23 protein-coding genes are annotated in these 20,854 nt (G+C 72.6%); 16 read left to right on the top strand and 7 right to left on the bottom strand.

Going from position 1 to position 20,854, the window contains the following annotated elements; all coding sequences use genetic code 11:
- Positions 1–3: 3 nt before the first annotated feature.
- Positions 4–453, top strand: a complete 450-nt coding sequence (locus V3T34_RS23185; protein ID WP_082742461.1) for a TadE/TadG family type IV pilus assembly protein — start codon at positions 4–6, stop codon at positions 451–453.
- Between the two features lie 170 nt (positions 454–623).
- Positions 624–1,097, top strand: a complete 474-nt coding sequence (locus V3T34_RS23180) for a hypothetical protein (protein WP_091883480.1) — start codon at positions 624–626, stop codon at positions 1,095–1,097.
- A gap of 154 nt (positions 1,098–1,251) precedes the next feature.
- Here V3T34_RS23180 and V3T34_RS23175 read toward each other — a convergent pair whose 3' ends face one another.
- The gene (locus V3T34_RS23175) at positions 1,252–3,423 is read right to left on the bottom strand and encodes a malate synthase G (RefSeq protein WP_305077934.1); all 2,172 of its coding nucleotides are present in this window, start codon (positions 3,421–3,423) and stop codon (positions 1,252–1,254) included.
- 293 nt (positions 3,424–3,716) lie between these two features.
- On the opposite strand from V3T34_RS23175, the gene V3T34_RS23170 reads away from it, so the two are divergent.
- Positions 3,717–4,472, top strand: a complete 756-nt coding sequence (locus V3T34_RS23170) for a DUF2076 domain-containing protein (RefSeq protein ID WP_305077923.1) — start codon at positions 3,717–3,719, stop codon at positions 4,470–4,472.
- Between the two features lie 86 nt (positions 4,473–4,558).
- Here V3T34_RS23170 and V3T34_RS23165 read toward each other — a convergent pair whose 3' ends face one another.
- Positions 4,559–5,245: a L,D-transpeptidase gene (locus tag V3T34_RS23165; RefSeq protein WP_331369305.1), complete on the bottom strand. Its 687-nt coding sequence runs from the start codon at positions 5,243–5,245 to the stop codon at positions 4,559–4,561.
- A 629-nt stretch (positions 5,246–5,874) separates the two neighbouring features.
- On the opposite strand from V3T34_RS23165, the gene V3T34_RS23160 reads away from it, so the two are divergent.
- Positions 5,875–6,594, top strand: coding sequence for a chemotaxis protein (locus tag V3T34_RS23160; RefSeq protein WP_060846699.1), 720 nt, complete (start codon positions 5,875–5,877; stop codon positions 6,592–6,594).
- Between the two features lie 129 nt (positions 6,595–6,723).
- Here V3T34_RS23160 and V3T34_RS23155 read toward each other — a convergent pair whose 3' ends face one another.
- Positions 6,724–7,854, bottom strand: coding sequence for a glycosyltransferase family 61 protein (locus V3T34_RS23155; RefSeq protein WP_305077924.1), 1,131 nt, complete (start codon positions 7,852–7,854; stop codon positions 6,724–6,726).
- A gap of 111 nt (positions 7,855–7,965) precedes the next feature.
- Here V3T34_RS23155 and uvrC point away from each other — a divergent pair, with 111 nt between their 5' ends.
- The 4 genes from uvrC (at position 7,966) to V3T34_RS23135 (ending at position 12,123) form a co-directional block, all read left to right on the top strand.
- Positions 7,966–10,014 (top strand): excinuclease ABC subunit UvrC, encoded by a 2,049-nt coding sequence (uvrC, locus tag V3T34_RS23150; protein ID WP_288582024.1) that lies wholly within the window; start codon positions 7,966–7,968, stop codon positions 10,012–10,014.
- 78 nt (positions 10,015–10,092) lie between these two features.
- Complete coding sequence (pgsA, locus tag V3T34_RS23145) at positions 10,093–10,692, top strand: CDP-diacylglycerol--glycerol-3-phosphate 3-phosphatidyltransferase (protein WP_060846701.1); 600 nt, start codon at positions 10,093–10,095, stop codon at positions 10,690–10,692.
- A 10-nt stretch (positions 10,693–10,702) separates the two neighbouring features.
- Positions 10,703–10,954 carry a molybdopterin converting factor subunit 1 gene (gene moaD, locus V3T34_RS23140; protein ID WP_305077925.1) on the top strand — a complete coding sequence of 84 codons (252 nt, stop codon included), beginning with the start codon at positions 10,703–10,705 and terminating at the stop codon, positions 10,952–10,954.
- A gap of 122 nt (positions 10,955–11,076) precedes the next feature.
- Positions 11,077–12,123 carry a DUF3616 domain-containing protein gene (locus tag V3T34_RS23135; RefSeq protein ID WP_305077926.1) on the top strand — a complete coding sequence of 349 codons (1,047 nt, stop codon included), beginning with the start codon at positions 11,077–11,079 and terminating at the stop codon, positions 12,121–12,123.
- An 81-nt stretch (positions 12,124–12,204) separates the two neighbouring features.
- On the opposite strand, the gene V3T34_RS23130 is transcribed toward V3T34_RS23135, so the two are convergent.
- Positions 12,205–12,573: a hypothetical protein gene (locus V3T34_RS23130; RefSeq protein WP_305077927.1), complete on the bottom strand. Its 369-nt coding sequence runs from the start codon at positions 12,571–12,573 to the stop codon at positions 12,205–12,207.
- Between the two features lie 148 nt (positions 12,574–12,721).
- On the opposite strand from V3T34_RS23130, the gene yciA reads away from it, so the two are divergent.
- The 3 genes from yciA (at position 12,722) to hemW (ending at position 14,707) form a co-directional block, all read left to right on the top strand.
- Positions 12,722–13,165 carry an acyl-CoA thioester hydrolase YciA gene (gene yciA, locus V3T34_RS23125; RefSeq protein WP_060846705.1) on the top strand — a complete coding sequence of 148 codons (444 nt, stop codon included), beginning with the start codon at positions 12,722–12,724 and terminating at the stop codon, positions 13,163–13,165.
- On the top strand, positions 13,156–13,479 hold the full coding sequence (locus tag V3T34_RS23120) for a YkgJ family cysteine cluster protein (RefSeq protein ID WP_407942758.1): 324 nt from the start codon (positions 13,156–13,158) through the stop codon (positions 13,477–13,479). The genes yciA and V3T34_RS23120 overlap by 10 nt, the downstream gene beginning before the upstream one ends.
- A 64-nt stretch (positions 13,480–13,543) precedes the next feature.
- Positions 13,544–14,707 carry a radical SAM family heme chaperone HemW gene (gene hemW, locus V3T34_RS23115; protein ID WP_305077928.1) on the top strand — a complete coding sequence of 388 codons (1,164 nt, stop codon included), beginning with the start codon at positions 13,544–13,546 and terminating at the stop codon, positions 14,705–14,707.
- A 30-nt stretch (positions 14,708–14,737) separates the two neighbouring features.
- Here the strand turns inward: hemW and V3T34_RS23110 are convergent, their stop codons facing one another.
- Positions 14,738–15,949: a penicillin-binding protein activator gene (locus V3T34_RS23110; protein ID WP_305077929.1), complete on the bottom strand. Its 1,212-nt coding sequence runs from the start codon at positions 15,947–15,949 to the stop codon at positions 14,738–14,740.
- A gap of 160 nt (positions 15,950–16,109) precedes the next feature.
- On the opposite strand from V3T34_RS23110, the gene rsmI reads away from it, so the two are divergent.
- The 3 genes from rsmI (at position 16,110) to V3T34_RS23095 (ending at position 17,749) form a co-directional block, all read left to right on the top strand.
- Entirely contained in the window at positions 16,110–17,078 is a 969-nt protein-coding gene (gene rsmI, locus V3T34_RS23105; protein ID WP_331369300.1) for a 16S rRNA (cytidine(1402)-2'-O)-methyltransferase, read from the top strand.
- Positions 17,062–17,445: a YraN family protein gene (locus V3T34_RS23100; RefSeq protein ID WP_082742761.1), complete on the top strand. Its 384-nt coding sequence runs from the start codon at positions 17,062–17,064 to the stop codon at positions 17,443–17,445. Before rsmI ends, V3T34_RS23100 begins: the two co-directional genes overlap by 17 nt.
- Positions 17,446–17,530: 85 nt before the next feature.
- Positions 17,531–17,749, top strand: a complete 219-nt coding sequence (locus V3T34_RS23095) for a hypothetical protein (protein WP_244533560.1) — start codon at positions 17,531–17,533, stop codon at positions 17,747–17,749.
- 121 nt (positions 17,750–17,870) lie between these two features.
- Here the strand turns inward: V3T34_RS23095 and V3T34_RS23090 are convergent, their stop codons facing one another.
- A complete protein-coding gene (locus tag V3T34_RS23090; RefSeq protein ID WP_060846711.1) occupies positions 17,871–18,236 on the bottom strand; it encodes an ArsR/SmtB family transcription factor in 366 nt (121 codons plus the stop codon).
- A gap of 106 nt (positions 18,237–18,342) precedes the next feature.
- Between V3T34_RS23090 and V3T34_RS23085 the strand changes: the two genes are divergently transcribed.
- The gene (locus tag V3T34_RS23085; protein WP_060846712.1) at positions 18,343–19,089 is read left to right on the top strand and encodes a glucose 1-dehydrogenase; all 747 of its coding nucleotides are present in this window, start codon (positions 18,343–18,345) and stop codon (positions 19,087–19,089) included.
- Between the two features lie 219 nt (positions 19,090–19,308).
- On the opposite strand, the gene V3T34_RS23080 is transcribed toward V3T34_RS23085, so the two are convergent.
- Positions 19,309–19,620: a response regulator gene (locus V3T34_RS23080; RefSeq protein WP_236012699.1), complete on the bottom strand. Its 312-nt coding sequence runs from the start codon at positions 19,618–19,620 to the stop codon at positions 19,309–19,311.
- A 266-nt stretch (positions 19,621–19,886) separates the two neighbouring features.
- Between V3T34_RS23080 and V3T34_RS23075 the strand changes: the two genes are divergently transcribed.
- On the top strand, positions 19,887–20,831 hold the full coding sequence (locus V3T34_RS23075) for a glycine betaine ABC transporter substrate-binding protein (RefSeq protein WP_407942757.1): 945 nt from the start codon (positions 19,887–19,889) through the stop codon (positions 20,829–20,831).
- The last annotated feature ends 23 nt before the right edge of the window (positions 20,832–20,854 follow it).

Below are 20,854 nucleotides of genomic sequence, written 5' to 3'. Positions count from 1 at the left end.
GCGATGCCCCACACAGCCAGGATGCTGAGATGCCGGTCGGGCGCGACGGCGGTCGAGTTCGCCCTGATCGCCTTTCCGCTGCTGATGCTCGTGCTCGGCTTGCTGCAATTCGTGATCTACTGCTACCTCCAGCAGACGATCAGCGACGCGCTGTATCAGTCGGCCTCGGAGCCGGAGGCGGAGCTCCTGGCCCGGGACAAGCCGGGCTACAAGGCCAAGATCTGCGCCAGGATCGCCTTCACCCAGAGCTGCCTGAACCAGACCAGCGGCATCACGATCGAGGCGATGAAGCTTCCCGACGTTCCGACGGCGTCGACCGCGATCACCGGGACCAGCTTCGACACCGGCGCGAGCCAGGACGTCATCGTGCTGCGCGCGGCGATGGCGGCCCCGCGCCTCGTGCCGCTCGTCCCGCAGCTGGTCGCACGGGAATCGGTGGTCTTTCGGCGCTAGAGCATCGTCCGGCGAAGCGGATCCCGGTTCGTCTCGGATCGTGCAGCGATGTCGATCACCCGGAGCCGCGCCCGATCGCAACGCGATGGGGCGCGGCCCGGGGAGTTAGGCTACACGGACTGGCGATCGGCCTGTGCGGGTTCGTGCGGGGCAGCCGTGGGACGGCGTCGGTGGAGTTCGCCGTCATCAGCAGCCTGGCGCTGCTGATGTTCATGGGAACGCACGACATCGTCTTCATGGTCAACACGAAGCGGGACGTCGACCGGGCCTCGGTGGTGATCGCGCGGGCGATGTCCACCTGCCAGAACTCGAGCTGCATGTCGGACATGATCGACGCCTACATCAAGCGCCGGGCCAACACCTTCGTGCGCTATCCGAGCGCGACGATCGACATGTTCATGCTCCAGAAGAGCGCCGGGTCCGTCAAGGTCTGCTCGGGCACGCGCACCGCCCTGACGGATGCCGACGTACTCGCCTCCGCCGGCAATATCATGCGGGACGGCGACATCGGCGCCGCCGTCATCATCAGCAGCACCTACAATTCCGTGCTGCCGGGATTCGTGAAGACCTACATCAGCCCGTCGGGCGTCTCCTACCGCGGCTACGCCATCGACGTGATGACGAACGCGAACGCGGTCTGCTGACGGGCCCTCCGGACCCGGGGCCCTGCCGGACGTCGCCCGGGAAAGGTGTCGCCGACGAGTCCCCGGGAACGGGACGGCGGAAACGCCCGCCGGCCCGGAACCCGCGATCGGGCGCCCCCGCCTGCCGCGGCGGGCGCCCTCCCCTCTCGCGCCTTCAGGCCGGCGCGCCCGCGGCCTTGGCCTCGCGGCGCCGGGCGTGCAGCACGTACTCGGTGTAGCCGTTGGGCTGGATACGGCCCTTGAACACCAGGTCGCAGGCGGCCTGGAAGGCGGGACCGTCGAAGCCCGGCGCCATCGGACGATAGAGCGGATCGCCGGCGTTCTGGCGGTCCACGACCTTGGCCATGCGCTTCATCGTCTCCATCACCTGCTCTTGCGACACCACGCCGTGGTGCAGCCAGTTGGCGATGTGCTGGGACGAGATCCGCAGGGTGGCGCGGTCTTCCATGAGGGCCACGTCGTGGATGTCCGGCACCTTGGAGCAGCCGACGCCCTGGTCGATCCAGCGCACGACATACCCCAGGATGCTCTGCACGTTGTTGTCGATCTCCTGCTGCACGTCGTCGGGGGCGAAGTTCGAGCGGGCGAGCGGGACCTGCAGGATCTCGTCGATCGCCGAGCGCGGCCGGCGCGCCAGCTCCTGCTGGCGGGCCTTCACGTCGGTCTCGTGGTAGTGCAGCGCGTGGAGCGTGGCGGCGGTCGGCGAGGGCACCCAGGCGGTCGAGGCGCCGGCCTTCGGGTGGGCGCCCTTCTGCATCAGCATGTCGGCCATCGCGTCGGGCGCCGCCCACATGCCCTTGCCGATCTGCGCCCGGCCGAGCAGGCCGCAGGCGAGGCCGACATCGACGTTGTTCTCCTCGTAGCCCTTGATCCAGGGCGTGCCCTTCATGTCGTTCTTGCGGATGACCGGGCCGGCCTCCATCGAGGTGTGGATCTCGTCGCCGGTGCGGTCGAGGAAGCCGGTGTTGATGAACACCACCCGCTCGGAGGCCGCCTTGATGCAGGCGGCGAGGTTGACCGTGGTGCGGCGCTCCTCGTCCATGATGCCCATCTTGAGCGTGTTGGGCTTCAGGCCCAGCATCGCCTCGACGCGGGTGAACAGCTCGACCGCGAAGGCGACCTCTTCGGGCCCGTGCATCTTCGGCTTGACGATGTAGACCGAGCCGCGGCGGCTGTTGCGCAGGCCCGTGCTCTTGAGGTCGTGGATCGCGATCAGGGCGGTCACGGCGGCGTCGAGCATCCCCTCCGGCACCTCGGCGCCGGACTCGTCGAGCACCGCGTCGGTGAACATGTGGTGGCCGACGTTGCGCACCAGCATCAGGGAGCGGCCCGGCACGCTGACCTCGCCCGCGCCGTCGGGCGCGGTGTAGGTCCGGTCGGGGTTGAGCTTGCGCTCGAAGCGCTTGCCGTCCTTCTCGACCGGCGCCGCGAGGGTACCGTTCATCAGGCCGAGCCAGTTGCGGTAGACCACGACCTTGTCGTCGGCATCGACCGCCGCGACCGAATCCTCGAGGTCCATGATCGTCGAGACCGCGGACTCGACCAGGATGTCGGCGACGCCCGAGGCGTCGAAGCGGCCGATCCGGTGGGTGCGGTCCAGCACGATCTCGACGTGCAGGCCGTTGTGGCGCAGGAGCAGCGCGTTGGGCGAGCTGGCCCTGCCGCGATAGCCCGCGAAGGCGTCGGGCCGGGCGAGCGGGATGGTGTCGCCGGTGTTCATGTTGCCGACGAGCTGGCCGCCCTCGACCGCGTAGGTCACCACGTCGGCGTGGCGGCCGCCGGCGAGCGGCACGGTGCGGTCGAGGAAGGCGCGGGCGCGGGCCACGACGCGGGCGCCGCGGGTGCGGTTGTAGCCCCCGCCCCGGGTCGCGCCGCCCTCCTCCGACACCGCGTCGGTGCCGTAGAACGCGTCGTAGAGCGAGCCCCAGCGGGCATTGGCGGCGTTCAGCGCGTAGCGGGCGTTCGAGGTCGGCACCACGAGCTGCGGGCCGGCGATCGCGGCGATCTCGTCGTCGACGTCGTCGGTGCGCACCTGGACCGGGCCGGGATCGGGCAGGAGGTAGCCGATCTCGGCGAGGAAGGCCTTGTAGGCCGCCTCGTCCACCGGCTTGCCGGCGCGGTCGCGGTGCCAGGCGTCGATCTTCTCCTGCAGGGCGTCGCGGGTCGCGAGCAGGGCGCGGTTGCGGGGCGCGAGGTCGCGCACGAGGGCCGCGAGCCCGTTCCAGAACGCGTCGGGGGCGACCCCCGTGCCCGGCAGGGCCTCCTCGACCACGAAGTCGTGCAGCACCCGGGCGACCGATAGGCCACCGATCGTCTTGCGATCCATCATGTTCCTCCCGCGGGCAACCGCACGTGCCGCGTCCCGGTCCCCCTTAACAGGCGATGGGGATGGCAGAAAGTCGGGGGCCCGCATGAGGGCCTCACAGCAGGAGCGGCGAATGGGAGCGGCGAAACGGACGGGCCGCGACGGGATGAGACGGGGTGACGAAAACGTAATGCAGGAGGTGAGCGAAAACGCCCCGCTCGGGCGTTGTCTCCCCGTGACAAACGCCCGTCCCCCTCCCATCTCGTGGGCGCCGGGCCGGGTCCGCCCAACGGCAACCGAAGGAGTACGGCTCCATGAACAGCGAAGAACGCGACGTCATCAACGGCATATTCCAGCGACTGGAGCAGGCCGCGCAGCAGCCCCGCGATGCCGACGCGGAGCGCTTCATCGCCGACAAGATCCGCGCCCAGCCCTACGCCCCCTACGCGATGGCGCAGCTCGTCTACGTGCAGGAGGAGGCGATCAAGAGCCTCAACCAGCAGCTCGAGCAGGCCCGGGCCGAGGCCCAGCGCGGCGGCCAGGGCGCGAGCCAGGGCGGGGGCGGCGGCTTCTTCTCGAGCATCTTCGGCGGCGGCTCGCGGCCCGAGCCGCAGCAGCAGCCCCCGCGCGGCGGCGCCTGGGGCAACCAGGGCGGCGGCTACGGCCAGCAACAGCCCGGCTATGGCCAGCAGCAGCCGGGCTACGGCGGTCCCCCGCCCGGCTACGCGCCCCAGCAGGGCGGCCCCTGGGCCGGCCAGCAGGCGGCACCGCAGCGGGCCGGCGGCGGCTTCCTCGCCACCGCCCTGCCGATGGCGGCGGGCGCGGCCGGCGGCATGCTGCTCGGCAGCGCGCTGAGCAACGCCTTCGCGGGCGGCCACTCGTCGCTCGGCAGCATGGCGGGCCTCGGCGGCGCCGGCGCGGCGGGCGGCACCACGATCGAGAACAACTATTTCGGCAACCAGGGCGGCAGCGAGGATTTCGGTTCCCCGCTCGGCGGTGACGATGCCGGCTTCCAGGACGCCTCGTTCGACGGCGACATGGGCGACGGCGGCAGCGACGACTGGGTCTGATCGGGCCGCCGCGTCGAACGAGAAGGCCCCCGCCGCGTCGCCGCGGCGGGGGCCTTTTTTCGTGCCGTGAGACTATCCCCGCGGCGTCAGATCACCATCACGCGGGCGCCGACCGGCACCCGCTCGTAGAGGTCGGTCACGTCCTCGTTCATCATCCGGATGCAGCCGGACGAGACCGACTGGCCGATCGTGTGGGGCTCGTTGGTGCCGTGGATGCGGTAGAGCGACGAGCCGAGATAGAGCGCGCGGGCGCCCAGCGGGTTGGCGGGGCCGCCGGCCATGTGGCGCGGCAGGTCGGGGCGGCGGCGCAGCATCTCGGCCGGCGGCGTCCAGTCCGGCCATTCGCGCTTGGCGCTCACGGTCTTCATGCCCGACCAGGTGAAGCCCGGCCGGCCGACGCCGATGCCGTAGCGCAGGGCCCGGCCGCCGGGCTGGACCAGGTAGAGGAAGCGCGAGGGCGTATCGATCACGATCGTGCCGGGGCGCTGGCCGCCGTCATAGGCGACCTCCTGGCGCTGGAAGCGCGGATCCATCGCCCGGCCGATCCCCTCCTCGCGGACCTCCGGCAGCGCGGCCCGGCGGGCGCCGGGCGCCTCGAACGGATCGGGCGCGTAGGCCTGCTGCGGAGCGTAAGACTGCTGCGGCGCGTAGGCCTGCTGCGGCGCGTAGGCCTGCTGCGGCGCGTAGGCCTGCTGCGGCGCATAAGCCTGCTGCGGCTCATAAGCCTGCTGCGGTGCCTGGGCCCGGACCGGCACAGGATCGCCCGAATGCAGGACGCCCCCGTACTCGGCCGGCGCGTAACTGACCTGCGCACCCGAGGTGCCGGCGGCGGCGTAGCCCGCCGTGCGGGAATAGGCCGGCCGCTGACCGTAGGCCTCGCCGGCATAGGCGCCCGGCCGGGTGGCGTAGGCGGCCTGGCCGTAGCCGTAGCCGCGCCCGGGGAGCAGCGTGCCGTCGGGCGCGACCGGGGCGGGGCGCAGCGGGCGGGCCACGGTGCCCGGGTCCTGGCCGGTCATCAGGTACTCGATGAAGCCGCCGCCGTAGCCGGTCGTCCCCTGCGCCAGGGCCGGGCCGGTCCCGAGCGCCACCACGCCCAGCCCCGCCGCGACCGTCCCGGCCAGCACCATCCCGCGCATCACCATCGCAACCCGCCTCAAAGATCCGTCCGACCGATCGCCGTCACTGGCGACAGGAGAGCGGATCGGCGGGGACCGGGCGGTGAAGGAACGTGGTGAGCGTTTCGCTAAACCCTTGCGTCGAATCGTTAATCCGCCGGCATCGTGAATCCTTCGTCACCGCCTGCCGCGACGTCGCCGGCATTCAGCAATTCGCAATCAATCCTGGCGAGACTGCACCGCGTGGGCCGTACGATGCGGCCGCGGTTGCAGGCTCTCTCGGATCCATGAAGAACAAGCGCTTCCGCATCGAGGAAAGTCTCGGCGTTTCCCATGCTCCGGTCGAGGCGTCGCCTCAGCCGAACCCGGCCAATGACGACCGGATCTCCGAGATCCTGGCGACGGTCAACGAGCTGAAGCGGCTGACCCAGACCACGACCGGCGACGTGATCGACGCCTGCCGTCGCGAGATGGCCGAAGTCTACGGGATGCGCACCGAGCTCGACGTGATGAAGGCCGCCATCGGCCGGACCAAGCACGAGATCGCGGTGCTGCACCGGCAGGACTTCGACGGCAAGGGCGTGCGCCGGGCTGCCGGCGAGCTCGACGCCGTGGTCGACGCGACCGAGCGGGCGACCACCACCATCCTGGCCGCCGTCGAGGAGATCGAGACCCACGCCTCGGTGCTGCGCTCGACCGGCGGGCTCAAGGACAGCTCCAGCGTCGACGCCATCCTCGACCGCACCGTCGTGCTCTACGAGGCCTGCAACTTCCAGGACCTGACAGGCCAGCGGATCAGCAAGATCGTCAACGTCCTCAAGTTCGTCGAGGACCACATCGACCGGATGATCGACGCCTGGGGCGGCCTGGACGCGTTCAAGGACCTGATCGGCGAGAGCGCCGGCGGCGTCAGCATCGACGACGAGAGCAGCCTCCTCAACGGGCCGAAGCTCGACGAGGATCCGGGCCACGTCGACCAGACCGACATCGACGCCCTGTTCGATTGAGAGACGCGGCCGCGCAGGCCGGAACGGGACGGACCCGAAAACCCACTGTGTCGCCCGGCTCCCGGTCCCCGGACAGCCGCGGGACGACGCGGTGGGTTTCGTCGCGTCTCCGCCGCCCGGCCCCGCGGCTTACGGGACGCCGCGGCCGGTGAGGCGCGACCACGCCCTTGCGAGTCGCGATCTTGTCCCCGCGAGGCGCGATCCCGCCCCCTCGAGGCCTCCCCGCACCGGCGCCGCCGCCATCCGCTCCATGCGTCGCAGCAGGTCCTCGGCCGCCGCCCGCGGATCGGCGAGGTGGTGCTGGCTGCCGAAGGCGCCGGGGGCCGCCTCCGCCGTGCCGGGCTGGTGGAGGTAGGACACGGCGTTGCCGCACAGGACGTCGACGAGCCGGAAGGTCGGGTTGATCGTGCGCCCGGGGCTGAGCGCCACCACGCGCCGGCCGGGCGGCGCGAACAGGGCCGTGTGCAGGGCCGAGCCGAGGGAACCCGCCACCACCCGGCGCCGGGCGAAGAGCCGGACCTGCTCGGCGAAGCCCATCGTCTCCGGGTGCAGGATCTCGACGCCCGCGCGGGCGAGGATCTCCGTCACCTCGTCCTCGTTGGCGAAGCGCCGCACGCCGCCGGCGAGCCGGGTCTTGGCGAGGTAGGCGGGCCGGTCGTCGGCATCGACCTCGTCGGGGGCGTGGCAGCCGGCTCCGATCGCGAGGCACAGGTCGCGAAAGACCGCGTGGCCGTAGGCCTCCTCCTGGAAGGCCGGAGCCGGCACGACGACGCGCCGCAGCCGCCGCGGCCCCTCGAAGGCGTGGATGTCGCGCACGTCGAGGCCGAGGCGAGCGAGGATGTCGAGGGCGAAAAGGTAGGGCTGCCACAGGGCCGGGTCGGTCGGCGCGTAGCAGAGGATCGGCGCTCCCGGCCGTCCCGAGAGGAGCGGCCAGAACCGCGGCAGGGTGGTGACGAGGAAGTGCCCGTAATGCAGGTGGGCGCCGCCGAGGAAGAGGTAGGTCTCTTCCGGCGCCGCCGGGATCTCCGCCGGCAGGCCCGAGGACCAGTCCTGCGGCCAGTCGATGCGCTGCCAGGACGGCACGGTGCCGCGGTAATCCACGCTCTCGGGCACGAAGCGCCCTGCCGCGTCGAACAGGGCCGAGGGCCGGCCCCGCGCCTCGCTGTGCGGCAGGTAGAGGGCGTTCTCGATCGTGCGCACCGCCGGCCGGTCGCGCCGGATCGGCGGGATGCGGGGCACGCGGCAGTCGCGCAGGCTCATGCGGGCGGGGGTTCCTTCGTCCGTCGGTCTTCGGGGGCATCGGCCGCCGGTGGCCTTTTAGCGCCCGTGCGCGGTCTTTCCAGCGGCGGCGGCGGCGCCTACATCGCGGGGATGAGCCGACAGCCTGGGAACGACGTGCCGCCCGACGCCCTCGACGCGATCGAGGACGACGAGACGGTGGACGCCCTCGACACCTCGCCGGAGATCGACTTCGACCTCGATGCCGGGGCCGGGGCGATCCAGGCCGGCACCGCGGTGATCCGCCGGTTCTGGACCACGCTGCCGTCCTCGCCGGGCGTCTACCGGATGTTCGACGCCAAGGGCGACGTGCTCTACGTCGGCAAGGCCAAGAACCTGAAGAACCGGGTCGGCTCCTACGCGCGCGGCCAGGCGCACACCAACCGCATCGCCCGGATGATCGCCGAGACGGCCTCGATGGAGTTCGTCACCACGGCGACCGAGACCGAGGCGCTGCTGCTGGAGGCCAACCTCATCAAGCAGCTGAAGCCCCGCTTCAACGTGCTGATGCGGGACGACAAGTCCCTGCCCTACATCCTGCTCACGGCGGATTCCGACGCGCCGCAGCTCGTCAAGCATCGCGGGGCGCGGCGCCGGGCCGGGCATTACTACGGCCCCTTCGCCAGCGTCTGGGCGGTCAACCGCACGGTCAACGCGCTCCAGCGCGCCTTCCTGCTGCGCTCCTGCTCCGACAGCTATTTCGAGAACCGCTCGCGGCCCTGCCTGCTCTACCAGATCAAGCGCTGCTCGGGCCCCTGCACGAACGAGATCTCGGTCGAGGACTATGCCGGGCTGGCGGCGGAGGCGCGGGGCTTCCTGTCGGGCAAGTCCAACGCCATCAAGGAGCGGATGGCCGCCGAGATGCAGGCGGCGTCGGATGCCTGGGAGTTCGAGAAGGCGGCGCGCTACCGCGACCGCATCGCCGCGCTCGCCGCCATCCAGGGCGTGCAGGGCGTGAACACGCAAGGGATCGAGGAGGCCGACGTCTTCGCCCTCGACGAGCAGGCCGGGCAGTTCTGCATCGAGGTGTTCTTCTTCCGCAACTGGCAGAACTGGGGCAACCGGGCCTACTTCCCGAAGGCCGACCGCAGCATGACGCCGGACGAGGTGCTGGCCTCGTTCCTGGCCCAGTTCTACGACGACAAGCCGGCGCCCCGGCTGGTGCTGGTCTCGCACGAGATCGAGGATGCCGAACTCCTCGCCGCCGCCCTCTCGACCAAGAGCGAGAACCGGGTCGAGATCCACTGCCCGAAACGCGCCGAGCGCAAGAACCTCGTCGAGTACGCCGCCCGCAACGCCCGCGAGGCGCTGGCCCGGCGCCTCGCCGACACCGCCTCGCAGGGCAAGCTTCTCGCCGCGCTCGGCACCTCGTTCAATCTCGCGGCGGCGCCCCGCCGCATCGAGGTCTACGACAACTCGCACATCATGGGGACGAACGCGGTCGGCGCGATGATCGTCGCGGGTCCCACCGGCTTCATGAAGACCCACTACCGGACCTTCACCATCAAGTCCGAGGAGGTGAAGCCCGGCGACGATTACGGCATGATGCGCGAGGTGCTGCAGCGCCGCTTCGCCCGCCTCGTCAAGGAGCACCCGCGCACCAAGGCCGAGGCGAGCGTGGCGGCCGCCGCCGGCGGCCCGTCGGAGCCCGAGCCCGCACCGGACCCGAACGACACCGAGGCGTTTCCGGCCTGGCCCGACCTCGTGCTGATCGACGGCGGCCGCGGCCAGCTCGAGGCGGCCCGCAAGGCCCTCGACGAGGTCGGGGTCACCGACGTGCCGCTCGTCGGCATCGCCAAGGGGCGCGACCGGGATGCGGGGCGCGAGACCTTCTTCGTGCCCGGCCAGGCGCCGTTCCGCCTGCCGCCGCGCGACCCGACCCTGTACTTCGTGCAGCGCCTGCGCGACGAGGCCCACCGCTTCGCCATCGGGGCGCACCGGGCCAAGCGCAAGCGCGAGATGGTGAAGAACCCCCTCGACGAGATCCCGGGGATCGGGCCGACGCGCAAGCGCGCGCTCCTGCACCATTTCGGGACCGTGAAGGCGATCGAGCGGGCCGCCCTCGAGGATCTGGCGAGGACGCCCGGCGTGAATGCCGCGACCGCCCGGGCGGTCTACGACTTTTTCCACGCCGATGCGTGAGGCGGGGGGATCCGTGAGGCCCTGTGCGGGTTCAGCCGTGTTGACGCCCCCTCCCCCCGCGTGGTTTCACCGAAGGCGATGAACGTGGTCGTGCCCCGGCGCCGCTCGACGGCCCTCAACCTCGCCAACATGCTGACCTACGGCCGCCTGGTCGCGGTTCCGGTGGTGGTGGCGCTGCTGTTCTGGCCCCAGGACGACACCGCGCGGTGGATCGCCGTCGCGGTCTTCGTGGCGGCCGCGATCACCGACTATCTCGACGGCTACGTCGCCCGCACCTACTCGCAGAGTTCGGCGCTCGGGCGGATGCTCGACCCGATCGCCGACAAGCTGCTCGTCGCCGCGAGCCTCCTGATGCTCTGCGCCGACGGCACGATCCGCGGCTGGTCGCTCTGGGCCGCCATCGTCATCTTGTGCCGGGAGATCCTGGTCTCGGGCCTGCGCGAATACCTCGCCGAGCTGAAGGTCGGCGTGCCGGTGAGCCGGGTCGCCAAGTGGAAGACCGCGGTGCAGCTCGTGGCGCTGGGCGTGCTGATCGCGGGCCCGGCCGGCGAGCGGGTGCTGCCGGGCAACGGCACGCTCGGCCTCGTGCTGCTGTGGCTCGCCGCCGCGCTGACGCTCTACACCGGCTACGACTACATGCGCTCCGGCATCCGCCACGTGATCGACGACGAGAGATGAGCACCACCCCATGAAGCTCGTCTACTTCGCCTGGGTCCGCGAGCGGATCGGCCGTCCCGAGGAAATCCTCGACCTGCCGCCCGACGTCGCGACCGTCGCCGACCTCGTCGCCTTCCTGAAAGGCCGCGGCGAGGAATACGCCTACGCCTTCGAGACCGATGGCGTGGTCCGCGCCGCCGTCGACCGGGTCCACGCCAAGCCGGAGACGCCGCTCGCGGGCGCGGCCGAGGTCGCGTTCTTCCCGCCGATGACCGGCGGCTGAGACCGGGCTCTCTCGCGAATCCCCGTTCGACGGTCGCCTTCGCCACCTGCGGGCCATCCCGTGGAGGCCGCTCGGGCCGCCCGATCGGCACCCGCCTGCAACAGGAATCCGGGAGACCCGTGATGCCTCGCCCCCTGCCGCTCCTCGCCTCCCTCGTCTCGTCCGTCACGGCCTTCGCCGCTGCCGCCGAGCCGGTGAGGGTCGGTCCGCTGCTGGAGCATCGCGGGATGTGCGAGGCGTCGGGTGCCGTGCCGTATCCGCGCGGCAGCTTCGGCGACCAGTTCCTGGTGGTCGACGACGAGTCGACCATGGTGCGGCTCTACCGGGCGGGCGCGAGCGGCGAGGCCCTGCCCCTCGACGGCGCCGATCTCGCGGCACATCTCGGCCTGGGCGAGAAGGACGGCAAGGCCGACCTCGAATCCGCGACCTGGCTCGGCCCCGATCTCTTCGTCCTCGGCTCGCACAGCCGCCGTCACGGCGGCAAGCAGAGCCCGGGCCGCGGTCGCCTCGCCGCCATGGCGGTGACGGACCCGGCCGGTACGCCGACGCTCGCCCCGAAGGGCGCCGCGATCCGGTCCCTGCCCCAGGCCTTGGCGGCGCTGTCGCCGCTCCTGGCGGCGCGGATCGGCCTCGACGTGCCGGCGCGCGACGACCTCGACCCCAAGCGCAAGGGCTTCAACATCGAGGGCATGGCGCCGCGCCCGGACGAAAAGTCCCTCTGGCTCGGCCTGCGCAACCCCCTCGACACCGACGCGAACGCCCAGCTGGTGCCGCTGGAGAACCCGGCCGAGGCGATTACCGGCGCCGCCCCGCGGCTCGGCCCCCCGGTCGCCCTCGACCTCAAGGGCCGCGGCATCCGCGACATCGCCTACGCGTCGCAGGCCAAGGCCTATCTCGTGCTGGCGGGGGGAGCGGGCGGCGGGGGCGAGCCGTTCGACCTCTATCGCTGGTCGGGCACGCCCGCGGACAAGCCGGTCCGGATCGAGGGCGTCGCTGCGGCCTTCGCGGCGATTCCCGATTTCCAGCCCGAGGGCCTGCTGGTCGACCCGGCCGGCGACCGGGTGCAGGTGCTGAGCGACGACGGCGAGGCGCTGGGCTCCGACGGCAAGCCGTGCGGGGAGTCGCGGGACGGCAAGCGCTTCCGGAGCCTGACGCTGGAGCTGCGGTGACGCGTTCACCCCGCCGGGTGCTTCGACGGCGACGGGCGCCGGCGGTCGGCCGCCCCCATCGCGGGACGGCCGACCTGCCCCTCAGTCGAAGCTGCGCTTCGAGCCCGAGCCGCCCAGGCTGATCTTGCGCGCCTGGGGCTGCGCCGGAGCGGCCTGGACCGGCTTGGGCGGCGGCAGGTGGGCCTGGCCGTGGACCACGGCGCCGATCTCGCCCAGCGCCTTTACCAGTTCGTCCTTGCCGCAGGTGCGGGCGACGACGAGGCCGAGCTTATGGGTATGGCTCTTGGCGTAGAGGTAGCCCGCGAGCTTGGCGCGGGTCTCGACCGGCAGGGCGTCGAGGAGGTCCGGCAGGTCCTCCGGCTCGGCCCGGTAGATCTCCCCGAGGGTCGCGAGCGGGACAGGGCAGTCGCGGTCGGCTTCGGCGCCGCTGGTGGGGTGGCCCTGGATCATGATGCGTCCTCCGGCTGATCGATGGCGTGACGGCGAATCTAGGTCCGTTCGCCCGGGGATGAAACCGCGGGGTGCAATCGGCGATTCGCGGCGCTCGCGCTCCGGCGTCTCGATGCCCTATGCTCGCCCGGGAGACCAGGGGGGCAGCATGGCCAAGATGGACGAGGGGACGACGGACGGCACCGCCGACGCGGCGGCGGCGCGGCCGCAGGGCGAGCTCACCGTGCGGACCATCGCGATGCCGGCCGACACCAACGCCAACGGCGACATCTTCGGCGGCTGGGTCATGTCGCAGATGGACCAGGCCGGCGGCATCGCCGGGGTCGAGCGGGCGCAGGGCCGCGTCGTCACGGTGGCGGTCGACGGCATGACCTTCCTGCGCCCGGTCCGGGTCGGCGACGTGCTGTGCGTCTACACCCAGGTCGTCGGCACCGGCCGCACCTCGATGCGGATCCAGATCGAGGCCTGGGCCCGGCGCTTCCGCACGCAGACCCGCGAGAAGGTGACGGTCGGCGTGTTCACCTTCGTGGCGATCGACGACGAGGGCCGCCCGCGCCCGATCCCGCCCGTCTCCCCGGGCCTATCCCCGTGAGCCTCGCTGCGGATCCGACCGATCCGGCGGGCTTCGCCTGCCAGTCCTGCGGCGCCTGCTGCGCCTACTCGGCGGAGTGGCCGCGCTTCAGCATCGAGGACGACGCCGACCTCGCGCGCATCCCGGAGGCCTATGTCGACGACCCGGCCGGGCGGATGCGCTGCGACGGCGACCGGTGCAGCGCGCTGGAGGGCCGGATCGGCGAATCCGTCGCCTGCAAGGTCTACGCGGTGCGGCCGGAGGTCTGCCGCACCTGCGAGCCCGGCGACCCGGAATGCCTGATCGCCCGCCGGCATCACGGCCTGCCGGCGTAAGCGGGAGGTTCCTGCGGGCATTCCGCCCCTTGCGCCGCGGCGCCAAGGCCGGCACATCCCCCGGATGATCGAACATCCGACCCGGGACGTCGGCTTCGGGGTCTACCTGCACTGGCCCTTCTGTGCCGCGAAGTGCCCGTATTGCGACTTCAACAGCCACGTCCGCCACACCCGCCTCGACCAGGCACGCTGGCGCGCCGCCTTCGCGCGCGAGATCGCCCACGCGGCCGCCCTCGCGCCGGGGCGCACCGTCACCAGCATCTTCCTCGGCGGCGGCACGCCCTCGCTGATGGAGTCGGAGACCGTGGGGGCGCTCCTCGACGCGGTGGCGGGCGCCTGGAGCGTGTCGCCCGACGTCGAGGTGACGCTCGAGGCCAACCCGACCAGCGTCGAGGCGGAGCGCTTCCGCGGCTACCGGGCGGCGGGGGTCAACCGGGTCTCGCTCGGCGTCCAGGCCCTCGACGACGCCTCGCTGAAGACGCTCGGGCGCCTGCACAGCACGGCGGAGGCGATGCGGGCGGTCGAGACCGCCGCCGCGCATTTCGAGCGCTATTCCTTCGACCTGATCTACGCCCGGCCGGGCCAGACGCCGCAGGCCTGGGCCGCCGAGCTGCGCGGGGCGATCGCCCGGGCGGCCGAGCATCTCTCGCTCTACCAGCTCACCATCGAGGAGGGGACGCCGTTCTACGGCCTGGCCGCCGCCGGCAAGCTCACTGTGCCGGACGACGACACGGCACGCATCCTCTACGACGTGACCCAGGAGGTCTGCGCGGGTGCGGGCCTCCCGGCCTACGAGATCTCGAACCACGCCCGGCCCGGCGCCGAATCGCGCCACAACCTGCTCTACTGGCGCTACGGCGAGTATGCCGGCATCGGCCCGGGCGCCCATGGCCGCCTCGTCCTGCCGGCGGGCCGCACCGGCACCTCGACCGAGCGCAACCCGGAGGCCTGGCTCGCCCGGGCCGAGGGCGAGGGGCACGGCCTCCTCGAGACCGAGGCGCTGAGTCCCGGCGACCAGGCCGACGAGTTCCTGATGATGGGCCTGCGCCTGCGCGAGGGGATCGATCCCGCCCGCTACGCCGCGCTCGCCGGCCGGCCCCTCGACCCGGAGCGCATCGCGGGCCTCGTCGGTGCGGGGCTCGTCGCGCGGGCGCCCGACGGCCGCCTCGCGGCGACCCCGAAGGGCGCGCCGGTGCTCAACGCCGTGGTGGCCGAGCTGGCGGCCTGACGGCCCGCCCCCTCGCGCCCGCCGGGGGCCTTACGTCCCCGAGGGTCCCAGCGCCCGCGGCGCCGGGCTGACGATCGTGGTGCCGCCGCCCCGGATCTCGAACACCGCGAGCGTCCGGTCGCTGGTGCCCTCCGGGCGGAACCGGAAGGTCCCGTCGATCCCGGCGAAGCCCGACGGGTTGGTGAGCGTGGTGTCGGCGAAGCGCTGCGACCCGTATTGCCGGTTGAGCGCCGCGGCGAGCGACACCGCGTCGTAGGACAGCGTCGCGACCCGCACCGGGTCGGTGCCGAACCGGGCCCGGTAGCGCTGGCCGAAGCCGGCAAAGCCCACCGGGTCGGCGGCGGCGAACCAGGCGCCCTGGAAGGCCGGCAGGGCGAAGACCCGCGGGTCGTTCCACACCGCGGTGCCGACCGGGCGGACCCGGGCCGGGTTGAAGCCGGCGCGGGTGAGCGCCGCCCCGGCGGCGGCGAGCCCGTCGGGCGTGTCGGGCAGGAACAGGGCGTCGGCCTGCGGCGCCGGGCCGGTCATCAGCGGGGCGAGCCGCCCGATCGCCGCCGCCGGGTTGCCGGCCGGGTAGCGCTCGATCGCGACGACGCGGCCGCCGCGGCGCGCCACCGCCTCGCGGAACTGCGCCTCGACGGCGTTGCCGTAGGTCGTTTCCGGGATCAGGGCCACGAAGGAGCGCCGGCCCCCTTCCGTGGTCGCGTCGATGATGCGGTCGACCTCGGTCTGCGGCAGGAAGCTGAGCAGGTAGACGCCGCGGGCCGCCACGCTGACATCGGTCGAGAAGGCGATCACCGGCTTGCCGGCCGGCCGCGCCGTGGCGGCGGCGGATTGCACCGTGGCGGAGAAGAGCGGCCCGATGACCAGCTCCGCGCCCTCGGCGATCGCCGACGCCGCCGCCTCGCGGGCGCCGTCCGGCGTGCCGCGGTCGTCCTTCACCAGGAGCTTCAGGTCGGGGCTCTGGGATTCCTGCAGCGCCAGCTCGGCGGCGTTGCGCAGGCTGGCGCCCACCGCGGCCCCGGGGCCGGAGAGCGGCAGGATCAGCGCCACCTTGACGCTGCCGGTGCCGAGCGTCGCCGTCTCGCCCGGCGGCGGCGCGGCGGGAGCCTCCGGCGCGGGCGCGCGGGTGGCGACGACCGGGCTGTCGACCCCGCCGCAGGCGCCGAGCGCCAGCAGGCCGGCGAGCAGCGCGCCGCCCCATCCCAAACGCTTCAGAGTGTCGAGGCCGATGCCCCCCATCGCCCGCTCCCCCCGGTCCGGCCGCTCCGCCGCGCCCCGCGCGCAACGAATCGGCAACGAACGTGCCCGGTGCATAAAGTCTGCCGGGGAAAAGTAAACGACCGCTCCCGGCCACGCCGCGATGGCGCTGGGGCGGGAAGCCGTGGCAGTGTCGCGCGCGATGACCCAGCGCAGCGACGATTCCCGCCGCCGGTCTCTGGACCGGTCCGCCACCGGCCGGGGTCCGGCCGTCTACACCGCCTTCGGCCTCGCCGCCGAGGCCGATCCCCTGCCCCCCGGCCTGCACGTCGTGGCGACGCCGATCGGCAACCTCAAGGACGTGAGCTTCCGGGCCCTCGCGACGCTGGCCGCCGCCGACGCCGTGCTGGCCGAGGATACCCGCGTCACCCGTACGCTGCTCGCCCATTACGGCATCACCACGCCGCTCGTGGCCTATCACGAGCATTCGGGCGAGGGGGTGCGCGACCGGATGATCGCCCGGATGCAGGGCGGCGAGGCCCTGGCGCTGGTCTCGGATGCCGGCACGCCGCTGGTCTCCGATCCCGGCTTCAAGCTGGTCCAGGCGGCGATCGCGGCAGGGCTGGCCGTGACCCCGATTCCCGGGCCCTCGGCCGCGATCACGGCGCTGGTCGCGGCCGGCCTGCCGACCGACCGGTTCTTCTTCGAGGGGTTCCTGCCGCAGAAGAGCGGCGCCCGGCGCAACCGCCTGGCGATGCTCGGCGGCGTGCCGGGCACGCTGGTTCTGTTCGAGGCACCCCACCGCCTGCCGGAGATGCTGGCGGACGCCGCCGAGGTGCTGGGCGGCACCCGCCCGGCCGCGGTGGCGCGCGAGCTGACCAAGCTGTTCGAGACCGTGCGCCGGGGCGACCTCGCCTCGCTCGCCGCCGAGTACGCCGCCGCCGGTCCGCCGAAGGGCGAGGTGGTGGTGGTGATCGGCACCGCGCCCGAGGATGCGCCCGGCCCGGAGCACGACGCCGACCTCGACGCCCGGATCGAGGCGGCGCTCGCCCGCCACTCGATCAAGGACGCGGCCAGCCTCGTCGCCGACGAGACCGGCCTGAAGCGGCGCGAGGTCTATGCCCGCGCCCTGGTGCTGGCCCGCCGCGGCGGCGATGCCGGCGAGGCCTGACGGCGCGGCCCGGCGCCGGCTCCACCTCGCCCGGGGCCGGCGGGCCGAGATCCTGGCGGCGCTCGCCCTGCTGCTGAAGGGCTACCGGCCGCTCGCCTGGCGGGTGTCGCTCGGCGGCGGCGAAATCGACCTGATCGTGCGCCGCGGCAGCGTCGTCGCCTTCGTCGAGGTCAAGGCCCGTCCGACCCTGGAGGCGGCCCAGGTCGCGATCGACGCGCGCAAGCGCCGCCTCGTGTCCCGCGCGGCCCGGGCCTGGATCGCCCGCGCGCCCTGGTGCGCCGGCCTGACGCTCCGGGCCGACGCGGTCCTCGTCGCGCCCGGCCGCTGGCCCCGCCACGTCGTCTCCGCCTTCGAGCTGGATTCGTAGCGGTTAGCCCTGTTCCGTTCATCTTGCGTGCAGCGCACCATGCCTAAGCTTGCAGTGCGGCCTGAACGAGAACGGGGTGAGCGAGATGCGCAGCGGGTTCGGATGCGAGTCGTGCGGTTCGCCGGCGGTCCGCCTGCCGGCCGCCCTGACCGACGAGGCGATGATCCAGTGCGACCGCTGCGGCTGCACGCTGATGGCCTGGGGCGCGTTCAAGCGCCGGGTCGAGGCGCAGGAGGCCGCCGACCTGCGCGGCCCCGCGGAGCGGCGCGCGGGCGGGGCGCAGCCCGACGCGCGGAGCGCGTGAGGGCCGGCTCGCCGCCCACGAGCAGATTTCGCAAGAAGCGGCATCCAGTTTTTACGACAGACATCCGCGACGAACCGAGAACCTGAACGGGCGAAGCGTCGGCCCGCCGATGCGAGCCGACTCAGGATGACGCAATCGTCTCGTCGGCGCGTGGCGTCGTGCCGAGGCCGGACGCATAGGCGTTGATGATCGCCGCCAGCAGGCCGGGGAAGCGGGCCTCCACCTCGGCCCAGCGGGACTGGTTGCGCATCTCGACGCCATGGCGCTCGCTGCGGATCAATCCGGCCTCGCGCAGCACCTTGACGTGGTTGGACAGCGAGGATTTCGGGATCACGCGGTCGCCGATCGCCGACAGGGCGGAGCACGCCTCGACGCAGCCGGCCCGCATGATTCCGGCGAAGATGGCGGCCCGGTCGGGATCGGCGAGGGCGTGCAGGATCGCCTCGGGCCGCACGTCCTCGATGGCGGGGTGGAACAAGGGTCTCATCAACCGTCCGTAGGGGTCTTGAACTCCGTCACCATAGTTCCGAAATTCCGAACTATGGGACTATCGCTCCGCCGACGGAGCGGGCCCGGATCGGAGAGTAGCACGCATGTCGAAGCTTGAGGGCAAGGTCGCCGTCGTGACCGGCGCGTCGAAGGGCATCGGTGCCGGGATCGCCAAGGCTCTGGCGCGCGAGGGCGCGGCCGTGGTGGTGAACTACGCCTCCAGCCGGGCGGGAGCCGACGCGGTCGTCGCGGCCATCGTCGGGGCCGGCGGCAGGGCGGTCGCGGTCCGGGGCGACGTGACCAGGGCGCCGGAGGCGCAGGCGCTGATCGAGGCCGCCGTCGGGGAGTTCGGCCGGCTCGACGTGCTGGTCAACAATTCGGGCATCTACGAATTTGCCGCGATCGAGGACCTGACCGAAGCCCATTACCGGCGTCAGTTCGACGTCAACGTGCTCGGGCTCCTGCTGACGACGCAGGCCGCCGCGAGGCATCTCGGCGAGGGCGGCAGCATCGTGAACATCTCCTCGGCCATCACCCACGTGCACACGCCGATGGCGGCGGTCTATGCCGGGACCAAGGGTGCGGTGAACGCCATCTCGGGGGTGCTCGCCAACGAGCTGGCGCCGCGCAAGATTCGGGTGAACGTGGTCAGCCCGGGCTTCGTCGTGACCGAGGGCACGCACGCCGCCGGGGTCGTCGGCTCCGACATGGAGGCCGGCCTCGTCGCGCAGACGCCTCTGGGTCGCGCCGGCCGCCCGGAGGACATCGCCGGGGTGGTGGCGTTCCTGGCCTCCGACGAGGCCGGCTGGCTGACGGGCGAGGTCATCACCGCCAGCGGCGGCATCCGCTGAGGCGGGACGCTCAAGGCCGCGCGCGCCGCATGACGGCGCGGGCGGCCGGCGAGGGCGAGGTCCGTCGCCGGGCCCGCGGGCGCAACCGTTCCATGCGGCCCGGTCCGGCGCGGCGAGATGTCGCGACCGAGGGACGGATCGACTTGCCTCGACTGGCGGTCGATGGAATCTATACTGTCTGAAATCGGACGATCGCGCCGGCGACCGGGCGCGTATCGGTCAGTTCGCCGCGGCGATCGCGGCGATCAGGGTGCGCTTGAGGTCCTGCTGGCTGAACGGCTTCTGCACCACCGGCCGGTCGCGGAACGGCTCGCGGATGCCCGCGCCGCCGTAGCCGGTGGAGAAGACCAGGGGCAGCCCACGGCGCACGATCGCCTCGGCGACGGGGTAGATCGGCTCGCCGGCGACGTTGACGTCGAGGATCGCGACCACGAAGCTCTCGCTCTCGGCCATCTCGAGCGCCTTGCTGAGCCGAGCCGCCGGACCCACGACCTCGCAGCCGAAATCGAGCAGCATGTCCTCCAGGAGCATCGAGATCGCCGCTTCGTCCTCGACGACGAGGACGCGGGCACCGTTCAGGAGCTCTTCGTTTGTTTCCGTGCCCACGCCGGATGTCTTTCCCTCATCGCCCCGAATCGGGGACCGACCGAACCGTCCCCGAGGCGGCGGGAGCCGTTGCGCCGTCGGGGGTTCCCATCGCCCGCAGCCCGTGCGAGTCCGCGGCGACACGCGTCACCAGCGCCGGTGAGCCGTCGCCCGGAAAGGCAGTCATGTCAAGCGTAGCGGGCTGGGACGCGATGCAGCGGGGATCGGGGCCGCGTGCCCCCTTGAATCGACGCCGCGTAGTATCGGGTGCGCTCGCCGGTCTCGTCTGGGGCGCGGCGGGTCCGGCGCTGGGTTCGACGGGGCGCCCGGTCGTCGTCGCCTCGAAGATCGATGGCGAGGGCGCGCTCCTCGGGCACATGATCGTCCTGAGTCTTCGGCGCCTCGGCGTGCCGGTGACCCCGCAGCTGCAGCTCGGCCCGACCCGCATCGTGCGCGCCGCGCTCCAGGCCGGCGAGATCGACGCCTACCCCGAATATACCGGCAACGCCGCCTTCTTCTCTGGCACCGATGCCGACCCGGCCTGGCGCCGGGCCGAGACCGCGCTCGCCGCGGCACGCCGCTTCGATCAGGCGAACGGCCTGACCTGGCTCACGCCTGCGCCCGCCAACAACACCTGGCAGATCGCCGTCGCGGGCAAGCTCGCCAGGGCCGAGAGCCTGCGCACGATGGCGGATTTCGCCGGCGCGGTCCGTCGCGGCCTGATCGAGCTCTGCGCCTCGGCGGAATTCGTCGAGAGCCCGGCCGCCCTGCCGTCCTTCGAGCGGGCCTACGATTTCGCCCTGCCGCGGGAGCGGATCGTGATGCTGCCCGGCGGCGACACCGCCGTCACCCTGCGGGCCGCAGCGCAAGGGATCAGCGGGGTCAACGCCGGCATGGTCTACGGCACCGACGGGGCGATCGCGGCCCTCGACGTGGTGGTGATGAGCGATCCCCTGGGCGCGCAGATCGTCTACGAGCCGGCGCCGCTCGTCCGCGCCGAGGCGCTGGCGCGCCACCCCGCGATGGCGCCCGCACTCGACCGGCTCTTCTCCGGCCTCGACCTCGCGACGCTGCGCCGGCTCAACGCGCAGGTGGCGGTGGACGGCGACACGCCGGAGGCCGTCGCCCGCCGCTACCTCGAATCGGTCGCACCATGAGGCCCTCCGAGATGACGCCTCCC

This window comes from Methylobacterium ajmalii (genome assembly GCF_036448855.1).
In the GTDB taxonomy this organism is placed as follows: domain Bacteria; phylum Pseudomonadota; class Alphaproteobacteria; order Rhizobiales; family Beijerinckiaceae; genus Methylobacterium; species Methylobacterium ajmalii.
The sequence above is the reverse complement of the archived record's forward strand: the minus strand, read 5'-3'. Positions and strand labels throughout refer to the sequence as shown.

Excerpts from the sequence above, each read along its gene's own strand:
- V3T34_RS23075 (WP_407942757.1), top strand. The coding sequence starts at position 19,887 with ATGCAGCGGGGATCGGGGCCGCGTGCCCCCTTGAATCGACGCCGCGTA.
- V3T34_RS23080 (WP_236012699.1), bottom strand. The coding sequence starts at position 19,620 with ATGCTCCTGGAGGACATGCTGCTCGATTTCGGCTGCGAGGTCGTGGGT.
- V3T34_RS23170 (WP_305077923.1), top strand. The coding sequence starts at position 3,717 with ATGAACAGCGAAGAACGCGACGTCATCAACGGCATATTCCAGCGACTG.
- V3T34_RS23095 (WP_244533560.1), top strand. The coding sequence starts at position 17,531 with ATGCGCAGCGGGTTCGGATGCGAGTCGTGCGGTTCGCCGGCGGTCCGC.
- V3T34_RS23135 (WP_305077926.1), top strand. The coding sequence starts at position 11,077 with ATGCCTCGCCCCCTGCCGCTCCTCGCCTCCCTCGTCTCGTCCGTCACG.
- hemW (WP_305077928.1), top strand. The coding sequence starts at position 13,544 with ATGATCGAACATCCGACCCGGGACGTCGGCTTCGGGGTCTACCTGCAC.
- V3T34_RS23130 (WP_305077927.1), bottom strand. The coding sequence starts at position 12,573 with ATGATCCAGGGCCACCCCACCAGCGGCGCCGAAGCCGACCGCGACTGC.
- pgsA (WP_060846701.1), top strand. The coding sequence starts at position 10,093 with ATGAACGTGGTCGTGCCCCGGCGCCGCTCGACGGCCCTCAACCTCGCC.
- rsmI (WP_331369300.1), top strand. The coding sequence starts at position 16,110 with ATGACCCAGCGCAGCGACGATTCCCGCCGCCGGTCTCTGGACCGGTCC.
- V3T34_RS23085 (WP_060846712.1), top strand. The coding sequence starts at position 18,343 with ATGTCGAAGCTTGAGGGCAAGGTCGCCGTCGTGACCGGCGCGTCGAAG.
- moaD (WP_305077925.1), top strand. The coding sequence starts at position 10,703 with ATGAAGCTCGTCTACTTCGCCTGGGTCCGCGAGCGGATCGGCCGTCCC.
- V3T34_RS23100 (WP_082742761.1), top strand. The coding sequence starts at position 17,062 with ATGCCGGCGAGGCCTGACGGCGCGGCCCGGCGCCGGCTCCACCTCGCC.
- V3T34_RS23110 (WP_305077929.1), bottom strand. The coding sequence starts at position 15,949 with ATGGGGGGCATCGGCCTCGACACTCTGAAGCGTTTGGGATGGGGCGGC.
- V3T34_RS23175 (WP_305077934.1), bottom strand. The coding sequence starts at position 3,423 with ATGGATCGCAAGACGATCGGTGGCCTATCGGTCGCCCGGGTGCTGCAC.
- yciA (WP_060846705.1), top strand. The coding sequence starts at position 12,722 with ATGGCCAAGATGGACGAGGGGACGACGGACGGCACCGCCGACGCGGCG.
- V3T34_RS23155 (WP_305077924.1), bottom strand. The coding sequence starts at position 7,854 with ATGAGCCTGCGCGACTGCCGCGTGCCCCGCATCCCGCCGATCCGGCGC.
- V3T34_RS23160 (WP_060846699.1), top strand. The coding sequence starts at position 5,875 with ATGAAGAACAAGCGCTTCCGCATCGAGGAAAGTCTCGGCGTTTCCCAT.
- uvrC (WP_288582024.1), top strand. The coding sequence starts at position 7,966 with ATGAGCCGACAGCCTGGGAACGACGTGCCGCCCGACGCCCTCGACGCG.
- V3T34_RS23185 (WP_082742461.1), top strand. The coding sequence starts at position 4 with ATGCCCCACACAGCCAGGATGCTGAGATGCCGGTCGGGCGCGACGGCG.
- V3T34_RS23090 (WP_060846711.1), bottom strand. The coding sequence starts at position 18,236 with ATGAGACCCTTGTTCCACCCCGCCATCGAGGACGTGCGGCCCGAGGCG.